Genomic DNA, 15,858 nt, shown 5'->3' with positions numbered 1-15,858 from the left:
ATGCAAATCTAAAGAACCTTACGAAGGTATAATACTAAAAAAAAAACGGTTTGGGAATAGGTTTTTTGCCTTTTTTTTTCGTCAAATTTCAACTTTTTCATGAAGGGTGAAATTGGTAGGCAAACGTCTGCATTTTCTAATGAAAAACTGACTTTTTCGACCGTTTTTTTCTTTAAAATTTGCCTGTGAATTGCATGAATAAAACGATTGCGCCGAGGGTCCATACATAAATGGAGAATATTTTCAGTGAACGCTTTTTTAAGAAATCGATCATCCATACTACGGCTATATAACCAAAGATTGCTGCTGCCAGGGTTCCGACGAAAAGCGCAGTGAGTGGAAGCCGTTCAACTTCTCCTGTAAAAATCGGTTTCATCTGAAATACAATGCCCCCGGTAATGGCAGGAATTGAAAGCAAAAAGGAAAAATAGGCTGCAGTGGCCCTATCCAGCCTGCAGAATAGGCCAGCGGCTATCGTTAGGCCTGAACGCGAAAGAGCAGGCATGATGGCAGCAGCTTGGAAGGTACCGATGATCAGTGCATCTTTAATCGAAATTTCATTAAGGGATTTGCCGCCTTTTCTTACTCCGTCCGCTACCCATAAAATCAGTCCGGTCGCTAAAAATTCCCAGCCTATGGTCACACCTGTTTTTGAAAGGCCATCAAACCAATCCCCGAGTAAAATGCCGGCAATCACTGCAGGGATTGTCCCAGCAATGAGAAGCAGAGTCATTTTGGAGAAAGGGTTTTTCAAAATGGAAAGAATGTCATTCTTATAGACGACCAATAACGCCAGCAAGGTTCCGATATGGAGCATGGTATCCAGAAAAATGCCGGCCTCGTCAAGATGGAAAATATGCCGTCCTAAATATAAATGTCCAGTGCTTGAAATAGGTAAAAACTCAGTCAAGCCTTGAATGATGCCAAGGATGAAGGCTTGAAATTCGTTCAGCAAAAAAACATCACTCCATTCTAGAAGGTATAGGACAATCCATTATTTAAACTGTATGCACAAGACGGATGAACATATTCGGATTTTTTGCCTTATGTATTGCCAATTGGGTTTTATGAAGAAAAGGCAGTCCAATTTTACCTTTTTCGAATATTATGAGAGGGAAAATGAAACTATTTTCAATTTGATTCGTAATTATTCATATGAGAAAGGAGGAGAAGACACTATGCCTACTAAAGATGAGAGAGTGTTTGCTGCCCTTATTTATGTGATCAGCTTTTTTACAGCATTTATCGGTCCTTTGGTGATTTGGTTATTGAAGAAGGACTCGTCACAATTTGTGGACTATCACGGAAGGGAATACCTGAATTTTTTCATTTCCTACACCGTATATTCAATAGTTGCAGGGATACTCACTATAGTATTGGTTGGATTCTTCCTATTGCCAGTTATCGGAATAGCTTTAATCGTATTCACCATCATTGCTGCCGTTAGGGCTTATGAAGGAACGGATTACAGGTTCCCGTTGATTTTCAGGATATTATAGAATGATGTAAAAGGATTCCGTTCAATTCGGAGTCCTTTTTTTAAAATAAACCATGTCGGGAATTGCCCTTCATTAAAAAAGGGAATAGATCACATTAAAGCGAATAAAGTATTATGATATTTAGTTCAATGCACATTTAGGAAGTGGATGCCGGGCGGCTTGTGGTACTGCTAATCAATGGCCGCCATTAAGGCGGCAATCTTTCTTGTAAGGAGTGAGGAGCAGAGCAGGATATGAATATACGTGAATATTATCAGAAAACGAGCAATTCAAATTTGCATGCATCTTGGATATCACTTCTATTGGCCGTTGCATTTTTCGTTTGCCATATTTTTGCGATGATACCTGGCAATATTTTATTGATAACGTCTCCCTTTATTTTCTTTAGCATTGCCCAATTTGTCAGTCATCGTATATATGAAAATAGAATGAAGGAATTGCCTGATGAACACATCGTGACAAATGCTGGGTTATTTAAAAATGAACATGTTTTATTGACTTTTATGCCAGCACCGACATTGCGCCTGCTACTTTTTGCACCTGATGGGTCACTAATGGGCGAGATACGGGATTTGAATATGAAGTGGTTCATGTGGATGATACCCAATTTCTTGTCGATGCTCATGGCCAAGCGATATGAACTGGTGGACCATGAGGGGCGTTTGCTGGCCAAGTACCATATCAAAAGGGGGCTTTTCAATGAAATGACGATCATGGATGATCAGGGCGGCATTATAGGATCGTATCAAGAAAATCGGTCTTTCGTGAAAATCAATGGAATGATCTATAAGGAAGACGGTACGGAATGGATGCCCATTGAAACACCGGGGAGCGTGAATTCTTTCGAGATTGTCACAAAAGACGGGAAAAAGATCGTTTCATACCAAGAAGGCTGGATGCCTTTGGAGTGGGGGAAACGATTCAAGACAAATACACCCATACTTTCTTTTTCATCAAATGTTGCTGAAATTCCTAAAATCATCGTCTTTGGGTTCTGTGCAGCCACTCTGAATCATCGTTCAAATTGACTGGGGTTACCCTTTAGCAAATCTTTTTAATATTTGATATAATGATAGTGGAATACATAGATTAAATACATTAAAAAAGGTGGTAAATATGAGTTTACTTAATGATATTCTTGATTTTAATGAACAGTTTGTAGAAAAAGGTGAATATGTTAAGTATAGAACGGATAAATTTCCTGAGAAACGTATGGTCATCATAAGTTGTATGGACACTCGACTCGTTGAACTATTGCCAAAATCCTTGAATGTCAAAAATGGCGATGTCAAAATCCTGAAGACTGCCGGGGCAATCGTCTCCCATCCATTCGGAAGTGTCATGCGGAGTATCCTTGTCGCCGTTTATGAGCTAAAGGCAGATGAAGTATTGGTCATACCTCACCATGACTGCGGGATGGCATCAGTCGATGCCGATTCTGTAGTGGACAAGATGATCGAACGTGATATACCAAAGAGCACCATCGATACACTGGGAGCTGCAGGAATCGATATCCGCAGTTGGCTTCGCGGATTTGATGATGTATATGAAAGTGTTAAGAAAAGTGTGGAAGTGATTAAAGGACACCCTTTGATCCCTAAAAATATTCCTGTACATGGTCTTATCATTTCGCCCGATACAGGGAAGCTTGAATTGGTAGTCGACGGGTATGCGGAAGAACAAAAATAATAAATTGATCGAGGCTGCCGGGATCATTTCCGGCAGTTTTTTTCAAATTTTGATCTTTTCTCTTTATTTTTATCCATTTTTTTGTTAAAATCGCCAAGTGTAGTTTGTCACTAATACAAACGGGTGGGCGAGGGACAAATTTAATAAGGATACAACATGAAGAAATTAAACTTGGAAACGTTTTTTCATTTTTCCGACTATGGAACGAATGGAAAACGTGAAATCCTTGCTGGAGTGGTCGGCTATTTTACAATAGTCTATATTCTCATCGTGAATTCCCTGATTTTATCGGAAGCGGGCATTCCGATTAATGGTGCAGTGATTGCGACGATTCTTTTATCTGCTTTAAGCTGTGTCATGATAGGACTTTGGGCGAATGTCCCAATCCTCCTCGTTCCAGGCATGGGCGTAAATGCCCTATTTTCTTATACCATGGTTCAAGGAATGGGTCTATCTTGGCAATCCGCTCTTGGTGCTGTGTTTATCTCAGGGGTTATTTTTGTAGTCATCGCTTTTACAAAATACTCTAAGTTAATCAGTGATTCGATACCAAGTTCAATAAAAGAAGCTATATCTGTCGGTCTTGGCTTATTCTTGATGCTAATCGGTCTCGAAAAGGGCGGGATAATCACGGGAGGTTCATCATCTATCGTCGCACTGGGAGATTTAAGTGATCCTGCTGTGTGTGCAACGGTGTTGACCTTTTTACTGGCAATCACGCTGTTCATCAAGAATGTCCCCGGTAATTTCATGATTACCATCCTGGCAGGCAGCCTCATTGCTTATTGGTTCGGGACGGTTCAATTGTCAAAAATCCATTTTTCAGGCATAGACACAGCTTCCTACGGCGATCTCTTCTTTTCATTATCGTTCTTGGAAGCTAACCGGATTGAATTCTGGATAAGTGTATTTGCGATGACGATGGTTCTTGTTTTTGAAAATATCGGTCTTGTACACGGGCATGTAGACAGCATAAACCGCCAGGATGCCTATAAAAAGTCGCTGCAGGCGACAAGTGTGTCCGTTCTGTTTTCAGGCATATTCGGTTCGAGTCCTACCGTTGCTACAGTCGAAACGGCAGCTGGAATCGCATCAGGAGGCAGAACTGGTTTAACTTCAGTGGTTACGGGCGTGCTGTTCATTCTATCACTGCTATTCATACCGGTAATTAAAGTGATCCCTGATAGCGCCATTGCCCCCATCTTGATTATCATTGGCATTTTGATGCTCGGAAATATAAAAAAGCTGGATTTCAGCGATTTAACCGAGAGCATACCTGCAATCATGATCATCACGATCATTCCTTTCACTTACAGTATTGCCGATGGAATGGCATTCGGTTTCATCCTGTACCCGTTCTTGAAGCTTGTAACCGGAAAAGCGAGAGAAGTGTCAGCCCCGATGTATGTGAGTGCCGGAATGTTTATCGTCTATTTCATCATTGGTATGATCGGTTAATCATCCAAAAGAGCGGTTGGAATGAGTTAATTCTTATTCCAACCGCTCTTTTTTTGGTTTTTTCGTCGGGAAAAATGGATTTATTGTGATTTACGCGATGACACATCCATCTTGAAAATGCTATGATATAGAATATTAAAAAAATGATAAATGACAAGCAATTAGAGGATGTGACAGGATGATTATTGAAGGTTTGAAAAGTCATGGTTCAGGGAATGATTTTTTAATCATTGATGAATTGACTACGACCCTGACGTTTACTGAAGAAGAGCGGAAAAATTTCGCGAAGGCACTATGCAATAGGGAGAGGCTTGGAGCGGATGGTATATTGTTCGTAATGAAAAGTGAACATGCTGATTGCCGGATGCGTGTCTTTAATGCGGATGGATCGGAAGCCTCGATGTGCGGCAATGGACTTCGCTGTGTTGCACGTTACGCGAATGACGTTCTTGGGCTCGATAAAATGATCGTGGAAACCATGAAGGCAAATCTACTAGTTGAAAAAACGGAAGATATTTATGAGGGCATTCCGACTTTCAAGGTGGAAATTTCCCCCGTAAGTTTCAATGTGAAGGATCTACCTCTTGTAATGGCTAAAGAACAGCTGCAAAACGAATCATTGCCGGAACTGCATGATACCCTATTATTTTCGGCATTGGCGGTTCCTAATCCACATTTGATCACGCTCGTCGATCGTGATGTATTACAAAGTGATTTGCAGGAAGAACTTTCAACAAAGGTCAATCAACCGAATGAGCTTTTCCCTGATGGTGTCAATGTCAGCTTTGTGAAAGAGCTGGAACCAGGGAGCATTTATGTGCGGACATTCGAACGGGGGGTAGGCTTCACGAATGCATGTGGAACGGCGATGTCGGCTTCAAGCCTAGTAACATGCTCTGTTGGTTTAAACGCATTGGAAAGTGAAATATCTGTCTACAATAACGGCGGAAAAGTTAAATGCGTGGTCCACCATGATGAAGAAAGCCAAAAGTATTCAATTGATTTAATCGGGAATGCAACCTATGAATTCAAGGTATTGATTGAAATAGACTTAGATCAGCCTGAAAAATTTGAAAGGCTTGAAAAAGTGGATTTTGAATTGGAAACAAGCTTATATGCCAAGCTGCAGGATGAAGTGCAAAGTTATTTGAAAACAAAATTATAAAGAAATTTCCAGACTGCAGGCGAACTCTAAAGAAAACGAGTTTGCCTGCAGTTTTCTTATTAAAAAAAGCCTTTCCGCCGACAATCTGCCAAGCCTCCTCACCGCAAGCATCTAGCAGGGTCTCGGCTAGCCGGTTATTCGGCAAGACTTTCGCAAATTTCTTCAATCCAGTGAGTTTTCATAAAACATTAAAAACCATAAGTATATCCTAGTATTGTAATCAATGTTCGGGATGAGACCAGCCTGCAGTTTTTCTTGAAAAAACATTCCATTTGATGGAACGGAAGGTACAGGACTCTTGCGGGCAAAGCGCGTCCAAGGGAGATCCACAGGCGCAAAGAGCGCCGAGGGCGGACCACCCGCGGAAAGCGAGTGCCTGGAGGCAACGTTCCATTTTACACTTCCTCTCTGAGACAAATTAGTTGTTGGTCTTTTTTTGTTTTAGGAACGACAATACTTCCAAAAAGGCTGGTCCATTATCGACGAGTCTGTAATCCATAAATGCACACCCTTCCCTTTTTATTCTTTTTGGTATGGTTTCAATCGTAAAGTCCTTTAACTCGAGACTTTCGTCCACTTCCTCCCAAAACAAAGGTGTAGCCACACCAGCGAAAGAATTTCCCCGTGGGGAATAAGGCAGAATGATGGTTTTTCCTTCACTATGCTGCACAAAGTCCAAGTAAAGTCGATTATGCCGATTTATTTTCATTCTTTCCGTTGTAAAATCATTAGGATTGGAACTTGTTAAGTAGTCACCGAGAAAGTCGGTGAATATGCGTGTCTCCAGATAAGTAAATCTGTCTTCAGGCAGAGGGATGTGAATTTGCAGTCCTTTGTTACCTGAAGTTTTTACAAAAGCTTTTATCCTTAATGAATCCATCACCTTTTTTATTTCCTGTGCGGCCTTTACCGCTAAGGAGAAAAATTCGATGGAAGGAGGATCTAAGTCCAAGACGATTTCGTCGGGTCTTGTTTTGCCTGCTTTCTGAAATGGGGCATGGAATTCCAATGCAAGTTGATTGCCGAACCAAAGAAGAGTTTCAATATCGTTACACAGCATATATTCGATATCCTCATCCATGAACGTTTTAATAAAGGCCGGAGCATAATCAGGTTTGTTTTTCTGGAAAAATCTTTCTTTATCCAAAGTGCCATGAGGATAGCGGACCGTCGTAAGAAGCTTATCCTTCAAGAAGGGTAAGAAGAAAGCAGAAACCTCCCGTAAATAATGAAGGTATTCAACTTTTACCACCTGTTTACCACCTGTTATCCAAAGCGGTTTATCCCTGGAAGTTATTTGTACAGTATCTGGAAATGTGTATTGGCCTAGCACGAATTTCTCCCAGGTACATTCGTCGGGAGATGTTTGTAAAAGCCATTGCGAAAACTGAGGTTCGCGCAATTCATTTTCCTCATATACGTGTAAGAATTGAACTTCGATGCAAATGGATGGATGGATATAAAAAAATTGTGCGTCTTCGTCTGATGCATTTTGCTTGATCAGTTCATGCAATATCTTTTTATCTTGAGCACTCAGTCCATTTTTAACACTTCCGATTTTCGTTACGGCACCTTCTTTGAAAACTGCGAGGGAAACGTAACCATTTTCTTTGTGCAATGCTGTAATGAAACAAGAAACGGTCTTCCAATTTTTTACCTTAATCCAAGATGTAGAACGTTTTCCTTCTTGCCAAGTACCCCGAATTTCCTTGGCAACAACCCCTTCGCCATCTAATAGGGTGACCTTATTCAGGGCTTTATCCAAAACGGCAAAACTCTCTATTAATTGTATCAAAGCCTTATCATTGGGATCAGGAGGCATGGGAAAGCCAAGTTTTGCCCCCATATTCAACATCAATTCCCTTCGTTCTTTCATAGGTTTAGCTGTTACGTCTTTTCCGCTGATGCTAAGCAGGTCAAACGCAATAAACCGGCATGGGGAAAACCGGGCTTTTTCTGAAATTAAGGATTGTTTCCCAAGGCGTCCTCGCCACTGAATTTGAAAAAAGTCCGCTTTCGCCTGATTGGTAAGCCAGACCAATTCCCCATCTAACTGAAGCGGGAGATAATCTTCCAGGTCCAGATCTTTGATGTAAGCCATGATTTCTGGGAATTGTGGTGATAATTCCTTCTCGTTCCGACTCGAAATGCTTATGGTATCGGAGTCTATCGTTAAAATAGCCCTAAAGCCGTCATATTTGACTTCATAACGCCATTCCTTGGAGTTGGGGGCTTCGGGGTAATAGGTTGGCAGCATCGGTTTCATTTTTGTATTTACCTCCGCAAATAATTGTTTAACATTATTTTGCCAAAAAAACGAAGTGTTAGAGTTGGCAATTGTTTTTTCGTTTTTTTTTTAACAAAGGGGAATAATAAAATTGTTCTTCTCTTTAAAAATAAGTTATGAGGTGACGAATATGCATACGATGTGGAAGGGGAGCATATCATTCGGTTTGGTGAACATTCCGATCAAACTTCATGCTGCAACGGAGGATAAGGATATTTCTTTGAGGACGTTGCATAAGGAATGCCATTCACCGATTAAATACGAAAAGGTTTGTCCGGTATGCCAGAAAGAAGTGGGGAAGGATGATATAGTCCGCGCTTTTGAGTATACAAAGGGAAAGTTTGTTGTATTGGAAGACAATGAACTAGAACAACTGAAAAAACAAAACGAAGAAAAAGCCGTGGAAATCGTGGATTTCGTTAAAATTGAAGAAATAGACCCCATTTATTTTAACCGGAGTTATTACATGTCCCCTAATGACGGAGGGATAAAAGCGTATTCCCTTTTAAGGCAGGCCCTCAAGGAATCGAATAAGGTAGGGCTAGCGAAAATCATCATTCGGTCTAAAGAACAAATGGCGGTAATCAGAGTCGTTGATAATACCTTGGTGATGGAAACGATTCATTATCCGGATGAAGTCCGCTCCACAGCGGATGTGCCGAATATCCCTGCCAATGATACCATTGTAAAAAAAGAAATCGATACTGCCGTATTATTGATAGATCAATTAACGACTACTTTCGATCCGACAAAATACACCGATGACTATCGAACCGCGTTACTTGAATTGATTGAATCAAAGAAAACGGGACAGACGACGATTACAGCCAAAACAAAAGAACCAATTTCCAACAATGTAACCGATTTAATGGAGGCATTACAGGCATCCATTGACCGTACGAAACATGATGAACCGGAAAAGAAAAAGACGACCCGAAAGAAAGCGGCACCGAAAAAAAAGAAACAAGCTTAAACAGGAAGCTGAGCGGAAGACGCATGATGTCGCTCGGCTTTCTGCTTGTTTTAGCAAGCGGACTTGCCTTCTTATAAGGTAATGAAGTGACTTAACGGGGAAAGGATTACATAGGTAAGGAAAGTACAAAAAGGTAAGTGGGTCACGAATTAAGGAACTTAATGGAATTAAAAGAAAATGATGGATGGAAATGAGGGCGAAAAAAATTCGCTCCCTAAAGAGCGACAATGAGGAATTCAATCGTGAAAATCAACATATAGGCGAACGGTTGTAGTTTTCGACTATATATTGTGTTCATATTCTACCATATTTAATTCTGAAATAGCAACAAAATTACTAAAACTAACCTATGAATTTTTCTGGAAATCAATAATATTTCGCCCACTTAACCGCTCATGTGGCTTTTGCATTTTCATATTCGTATAAAAACTACTGAATAAAATGGGTTTTTAGTATAATTTATACATATAGGATGATATAAATTAAATAGGAATGGAAGATGCAAAATGGAAAATGGAAAAATCAAATCACTTCATGCCGGGAAGCCGAAATATGAAATTTTTTCGAATATCGATATCTTTTCAGCCATGGATAAACAAGCTCAGGATAATGTGACAGTAACCAAATCAGGCATAATTGGTGATGGGGTAGGAAATGTAAAGTTCCATGGAGGTCCTGATCGGGCTTTGTGCTTTTACCCCTTTGAGCATTATTCATTATGGAATGAAAAATTCTCTAAAAAGCTGGATATCCCTGCATTCGGTGAAAATTTAACCATAGCTGGGATGAGGGAAGAAACAACGTATATCGGCGATATCTATCAAATAGGCGAAGTGATAGTTCAAATTAACCAGGGGAGGATACCCTGTTCGACCATTTCCCACTTCAATCAAGAACTTAAGTTTTTGGAACTCGTGCTGAAGACGAGTTTCACTGGTTATTTTGCAAGAGTACTGCAAGAAGGAACGATAAATAAACACAACGAGATCGTGCTAATAGATCGTTTGCAAGAAAAAATTTCCGTTCATTATGCAGCAGAGGTAATCCTTCATAAACGAGATGGACTTGAAGGAGCAAAGGCTTTACTTACACTAGACTCGTTAGCGGAAGACTGGAAACAAAGGATCTTGAAGAGGGTTCAAGCTGCAAAAGATTGATTGATTTTTGCAAAAGTGAAAAAAATGTCGATCAGGTATTGAAATTGACAGATTATTAATGTAAATTAAGAATAATCAAATTTTGAAATCTTGTGAAAATTATATAAATGGATCTTATCGAGAGAGGTGGAGGGACTGGCCCGAAGAAACCTCAGCAACCAGCTTAGGCAAAGGTGCTAAATCCAGCAAGCAGAGCTTGATAGATGAGGAGAATGTTTCAAGAAACCTTCTTCTTTGAGAAGGTTTTTTTCCTTTTCTCTCATACTCTTAGAATACGACAAAAACAGGATTGTTTTTGAGAGAGGGTGTAATGATGAATTTTCGTAAAGAAGTGAAAGAAAGAATGCTGGTTGGGGAAGGGGCAATGGGGACCTTACTGTACTCTAATGGCATCGATCAATGTTATGAGGAATTAAACTGCACGAACCCAGATCAAATAGAGTCCATCCACCGTGCCTATCTGGAAGCTGGTGCAGATATCCTTCAATCGAATACATACGGAGCCAATTTCAACAAATTGAAACGGTATGGACTTGAAGATGAAGTGAGCAGAATCAATCGCCAGGGAGTCATTCTTGCTAAAAAAGCGGCAAAAGGAAAGGCATATGTCTTCGGTACCATAGGGGCACAGCGGAGTATCAGGAAATCGGATTTAAGCTTGGAAGAGATAAAACGGGGTTTTCGTGAACAGCTATACAGTCTGTTGATGGAAAACCCTGATGGGATTCTCCTGGAAACATTTTATGACCTGGAAGAACTGGAAACTGTCCTGCAAATCGCTAAAAATGAAACTGGACTGCCGATCATCGCCAATGTATCGATGCATGAACTGGGTAATCTTCAAAATGGAATCCACTTAAATGAAGCCTTTCAAAAACTCGAGCAATTGGGTGCCGATGTTGTTGGGGTGAATTGCCGTCTCGGTCCACATCATATGATTCGGGCCTTGGAAGAAGTGAGTTTGCCAAAGCAAGCATCGATTGCCATATACCCTAATGCCAGCCTCCCGGATTATGTGGATGGAAGGCTCGTCTATAAAGCTGTGCCTGAATATTTCGGTTCAAGTGCCCTAGAACTTCGTGAGCAAGGTGCCGCGATCATAGGAGGGTGCTGTGGAACGACTCCACTGCATATTCAAGCTGTAAAGAATGCGATTGGAAGTTTGCCTCCCGTAAAAGAGAAATTCACGAAATCCCGCGAAATAGAAATAATTGAAGTGAACGATAGAGAATTGGAACTTCCCCTGTACGAAAAGGTCAAAACAGAAAGGACGATTCTTGTTGAACTTGATCCACCGAAAAAGTTAGGAATAGAGAGCTTCATGACCGGTGCTGAGGTTTTGAAAAAAGCAGGGGTCGATTCCATTACATTAGCGGATAATTCACTTGCCTCACCAAGGATATCGAATGATGCACTGGCTAATTTACTGAAGAACCAATTGAATATAAAGCCGATGGTGCATATAACATGCCGTGATCGAAATTTGATTGGCCTGCAGTCACATTTAATGGGTCTGCAGACGGTGGGGCTGAACGAAATATTGATCATCACCGGAGACCCTTCAAAAATTGGGGACTTCCCGGGTGCCACTTCGGTTTATGATTTATCTTCCTTTGACCTAATAAGCATGGTCAAACAATTTAATGAAGGTCTTTCCTATTCAGGTCAAAGTTTGGGCCAAAGGGCAAATTTTAAAATTGCGGCAGCTTTTAATCCCAATGTGAAATATCTGGATAAAGCCGTACTGAGAATGGAAAAGAAGATTGCCTGTGGTGCTCAATCCTTTTTGACACAGCCAATTTATTCGGTGGAGCAGATCGAAGAAGTATATGAGGCTACAAAACATTTGGAGACCCCGATTTTCATCGGTATCATGCCTTTGACAAGCACAAGGAATGCCGAATTCATCCATAATGAGATCCCAGGAATCAAATTGCCTGATAATGTTAGAAGGGCCATGGCTTTAGCGGGGGATGACCCTGTAAAGTCAAGGATTGAAGGGGTGAATATCGCACGAGAGCTAGTGGACGCGGCAAGGGAAAAATTCAAGGGCATATATTTAATCACTCCGTTCCTACGCTATGAAATGACGGCGGAACTTACGAAATATATTAGAAAAGTCGATAGTAAACATACATCAGAGGTGGCAGTTCATGAATAAAAAAGCGATTCAAGATCAGTTAAATTCTAAGATTCTCCTTCTTGACGGAGCGATGGGAACCATGCTCCAAGCTGAGAATTTGACAGCAGAGGATTTTGGAGGGGAACAATTCGAGGGCTGCAATGAATATTTATCACTGACGCAACCGGAAATCATCCAATCCATCCATGAAAAATATTTAGCAGCGGGTGCGGATATCATTGAAACAAATACCTTCGGAGCGACCAGCATCGTTCTTGAGGAATACCAAATAAGCACGATCGCCTACAAGCTTAATAAAATTTCAGCTGAGCTTGCCGTTAAAGCTTGTGAAAAGTATTCCAATGATGAATGGCCAAGGTATGTAGCTGGCTCGATGGGTCCCACTACAAAAACGCTTTCCGTAACAGGGGGAACGACTTTTGATATTTTAACCGATTCTTATGAAGAACAGGCCCTGGGTCTCTTGGATGGCGGGGTAGACTTGCTATTGGTGGAAACCTGTCAGGATATGCTTAATGTCAAAGCAGCCTTTTCTGGAATCAAAGCAGCCTTCGCTAAAACAGGAAAAGATGTGCCTGTCATCATATCAGGTACGATCGAACCGATGGGCACGACACTTGCTGGCCAATCCATAGAAGCTTTTTATTTATCGGTTGAACATATGAAGCCCGTTGCCGTCGGCCTGAATTGTGCAACAGGGCCGGAATTCATGATTGACCATATCAGGACACTTGCGGATATATCAAATAGCGCCATCAGTTGTTATCCGAATGCCGGGCTCCCTGATGAAGAAGGCCACTATCATGAGTCACCTACTTCCCTGGCAGAGAAAATGAAGCAATTTGCCGAAAAGGGATGGGTCAATATCATTGGCGGATGTTGTGGTACGACACCAGAGCATATTAAAGAACTTACCAGGGTCCTCGAAGGCATGAAGCCCCGTACAATTACGGAAACAGCCCATGGTCATGCCGTATCAGGCATAGAGCCGCTAATTTATGATGATTCAATGCGTCCTTTATTCGTAGGTGAAAGAACGAATGTTATCGGTTCCCGAAAATTCAAGGAGCTGATACGTGGAAAGCATTACGAGCCAGCTGCCGAAATTGCTCGTAACCAGGTAAAAAAGGGCGCCCATGTCATTGATATCTGTCTTGCTGATCCTGATGGGGATGAGCTTGGCGATATGAAGGAATTTGTAGAAGAGGTCGTCAAAAAAGTGAAAGTCCCATTGGTCATCGATACTACGGATGAAGTCGTACTAGAACAAGCATTAAAACATTCACAAGGAAAATCGATCATTAATTCCATAAACCTTGAAGATGGGGAAGAGCGCTTTGAAAAAATAGTACCCTTAGTCCATCAATATGGTGCTGCCGTCGTCGTAGGAACCATTGATGAAATTGGGATGGCAGTCGATGCTGAACGGAAATTGGAAGTTGCTACACGGTCTGTGGATTTGCTCGTTAATAAGTACGGTCTAAACAAAAGTGACATCATTTTTGATCCGCTTGTATTTCCTGTAGGCACAGGGGATGAACAATATATAGGATCTGCATTGGAAACGGTGAATGGAATAAAGGCGATTAAAGAAAAGTTTCCGGAATGCCTAACGATACTTGGCATTTCTAACGTTTCTTTCGGTCTGCCAGCGAGGGGAAGGGAAATATTAAATGCGGTTTTCCTTTACCATTGTACAAAAGCGGGTCTCGATTATGCTATCGTGAATACAGAAAAACTTGAACGTTTCGCCCTGATACCGGAAGATGAAGTGAAATTGGCTGAGGCACTCCTGTTTGAGACTTCAACTGAAACTTTAGCGATTTTTACCGAATTTTATCGTGGAAAAAAAGCGGAGAAGAAGGATAATGGTGTGATTTTGCCATTGGATGAACGTTTAGGTAACTATATTATCGAAGGAACGAAAGAAGGATTGGTTGATGATTTAAATAAAGCAATTGAGCGCGGTGATAGCCCATTGGAAATCATCAATGGACCATTGATGGATGGCATGAGTGAGGTGGGTCGGTTATTTAATGACAACCAACTTATTGTCGCAGAGGTGCTTCAGAGTGCTGAAGCGATGAAGGCGGCTGTATCTCACCTTGAACCACTAATGGAAAACTCTGAAGATAGCGCTAAGAAAGGGAAAATCCTTTTGGCGACTGTCAAGGGAGATGTACATGATATCGGGAAAAACCTAGTGGATATCATCCTATCCAATAATGGCTATGAAGTCATTGATTTGGGAATAAAGGTCGCACCGCAACAAATCATTGAAGAAGTTCGAAAACATGAGCCTACCATCATTGGCCTATCTGGGTTACTTGTCAAATCTGCACAGCAAATGGTTTTAACCGCACAGGATTTAAGGCAAGCGGGAATAGATACCCCAATTTTAGTGGGAGGGGCAGCATTATCCCGTAAATTCACCGATTTTAAAATATCACCTGAATATGAAGGACCGGTTTTATATTCCAAAGATGCGATGGATGGTTTGGCTGTAACGAATATTTTACATGACTCTGACAAAAAAGTGGTGTACTTGGAAGAGTTAGTCGAGAAACGAGAAAGATCGAAAGCGAATGCCGCCATTGCTGCCACGATGGAAAAACCTGTTCGTAAGCAGTCCACAGCTGCCCCTTTAAGCGATGTTCCTGTTCAAAAACCGCGTGACATCAAGCGTCACGTCCTGAAAAACTACCCATTGGATGTCATCCAGCCATATATAAATAGGCAAATGCTGATTGGTCATCATTTGGGGTTAAAAGGTAAGGTTTCCGAATTGCTTAAGCAAGGGAATGAAAAAGCAGTGCAGCTCAATGATCTCGTTGATGAATTGATTGAATTCCTAAAGACGGAACCGGATTATGGCTTGAACGCAGTTTATCAATTTTTCCCTGCTCAAAGCGAAGGAGATAAGCTATTGGTATACAACCCGGACAATCATCATGAGGTTTTGGAAACTTTCGACTTCCCCCGGCAAGATACGAATCCGCATCTTTGTTTAGCGGACTTCGCGAAACCGATCTCCTCCGGGCAAATGGATTATGTTGGTTTCTTCCTGGTCACTGCCGGAAAAGGTATCAGAAAATGGGCAGAAAAACTAAAGCTTGAAGGTGATTTCTTGAAAAATCACGCGCTTCAATCACTTGCTCTCGAAACAGCTGAAGGGTTCGCGGAAAGAATTCATCAATTAATGAGGGATGATTTAGGTATAAGCGATCCGATTGAAATGTCCATGAAAGAGCGATTTGCAGCTAAGTACACTGGGCAAAGGTTTTCATTTGGTTATCCTGCTTGTCCTAATCTGGAAGACCAGGAGAAGCTATTCCGTCTGTTACAACCGCAAGATATTGGCGTGGAATTGACTGAAGGATGCATGATGGAACCAGAGGCTTCCGTTTCAGCCATTGTTTTTGCGCATCCTGAAGCTCGATACTTTAATGTCGATCGATAAATCATTTAATAAAGGCAGCGGTATTTT

At 41.3% G+C, this 15,858-nt stretch carries 11 protein-coding genes and 1 riboswitch; of the genes, 9 read left to right on the top strand and 2 right to left on the bottom strand.

The window, feature by feature from the left end; all coding sequences use genetic code 11:
- Positions 1-172: 172 nt before the first annotated feature.
- The gene (locus tag Q8G36_RS18925; protein WP_305161090.1) at positions 173-952 is read right to left on the bottom strand and encodes an undecaprenyl-diphosphate phosphatase; all 780 of its coding nucleotides are present in this window, start codon (positions 950-952) and stop codon (positions 173-175) included.
- Between the two features lie 226 nt (positions 953-1,178).
- On the opposite strand from Q8G36_RS18925, the gene Q8G36_RS18920 reads away from it, so the two are divergent.
- The 5 genes from Q8G36_RS18920 to dapF all read left to right on the top strand — a co-directional run bounded on the left by Q8G36_RS18920 (position 1,179) and on the right by dapF (position 5,811).
- The gene (locus tag Q8G36_RS18920) at positions 1,179-1,499 is read left to right on the top strand and encodes a DUF4870 domain-containing protein (protein ID WP_305161049.1); all 321 of its coding nucleotides are present in this window, start codon (positions 1,179-1,181) and stop codon (positions 1,497-1,499) included.
- Positions 1,500-1,732: 233 nt separating this feature from the next.
- Positions 1,733-2,527: a hypothetical protein gene (locus Q8G36_RS18915; RefSeq protein WP_305161048.1), complete on the top strand. Its 795-nt coding sequence runs from the start codon at positions 1,733-1,735 to the stop codon at positions 2,525-2,527.
- 88 nt (positions 2,528-2,615) lie between these two features.
- Positions 2,616-3,188, top strand: a complete 573-nt coding sequence (locus Q8G36_RS18910; RefSeq protein WP_305161047.1) for a beta-class carbonic anhydrase — start codon at positions 2,616-2,618, stop codon at positions 3,186-3,188.
- A gap of 156 nt (positions 3,189-3,344) precedes the next feature.
- Positions 3,345-4,646, top strand: a complete 1,302-nt coding sequence (locus Q8G36_RS18905) for an NCS2 family permease (RefSeq protein ID WP_305161046.1) — start codon at positions 3,345-3,347, stop codon at positions 4,644-4,646.
- Between the two features lie 178 nt (positions 4,647-4,824).
- The gene (gene dapF, locus Q8G36_RS18900; protein WP_305161045.1) at positions 4,825-5,811 is read left to right on the top strand and encodes a diaminopimelate epimerase; all 987 of its coding nucleotides are present in this window, start codon (positions 4,825-4,827) and stop codon (positions 5,809-5,811) included.
- Positions 5,812-6,229: 418 nt separating this feature from the next.
- Here the strand turns inward: dapF and ligD are convergent, their stop codons facing one another.
- Positions 6,230-8,077, bottom strand: a complete 1,848-nt coding sequence (gene ligD, locus Q8G36_RS18895; RefSeq protein WP_305161044.1) for a DNA ligase D — start codon at positions 8,075-8,077, stop codon at positions 6,230-6,232.
- Between the two features lie 151 nt (positions 8,078-8,228).
- Between ligD and Q8G36_RS18890 the strand changes: the two genes are divergently transcribed.
- The 4 genes from Q8G36_RS18890 (at position 8,229) to metH (ending at position 15,831) form a co-directional block, all read left to right on the top strand.
- Positions 8,229-9,071 carry a Ku protein gene (locus tag Q8G36_RS18890; RefSeq protein WP_305161043.1) on the top strand — a complete coding sequence of 281 codons (843 nt, stop codon included), beginning with the start codon at positions 8,229-8,231 and terminating at the stop codon, positions 9,069-9,071.
- Positions 9,072-9,577: 506 nt separating this feature from the next.
- Entirely contained in the window at positions 9,578-10,228 is a 651-nt protein-coding gene (locus Q8G36_RS18885; RefSeq protein WP_305161042.1) for an MOSC domain-containing protein, read from the top strand.
- A gap of 111 nt (positions 10,229-10,339) precedes the next feature.
- A riboswitch (SAM riboswitch) is annotated at positions 10,340-10,438 on the top strand.
- A gap of 103 nt (positions 10,439-10,541) precedes the next feature.
- On the top strand, positions 10,542-12,389 hold the full coding sequence (locus Q8G36_RS18880; protein WP_305161041.1) for a bifunctional homocysteine S-methyltransferase/methylenetetrahydrofolate reductase: 1,848 nt from the start codon (positions 10,542-10,544) through the stop codon (positions 12,387-12,389).
- Positions 12,382-15,831, top strand: coding sequence for a methionine synthase (gene metH / locus Q8G36_RS18875; protein ID WP_305161040.1), 3,450 nt, complete (start codon positions 12,382-12,384; stop codon positions 15,829-15,831). The genes Q8G36_RS18880 and metH overlap by 8 nt, the downstream gene beginning before the upstream one ends.
- Positions 15,832-15,858 lie beyond the last annotated feature (27 nt).

Source organism: Peribacillus frigoritolerans (assembly GCF_030676415.1).
GTDB lineage: Bacteria > Bacillota > Bacilli > Bacillales > DSM-1321 > Peribacillus > Peribacillus frigoritolerans_A.
This window is presented reverse-complemented; position numbering and strand designations above follow the sequence as displayed.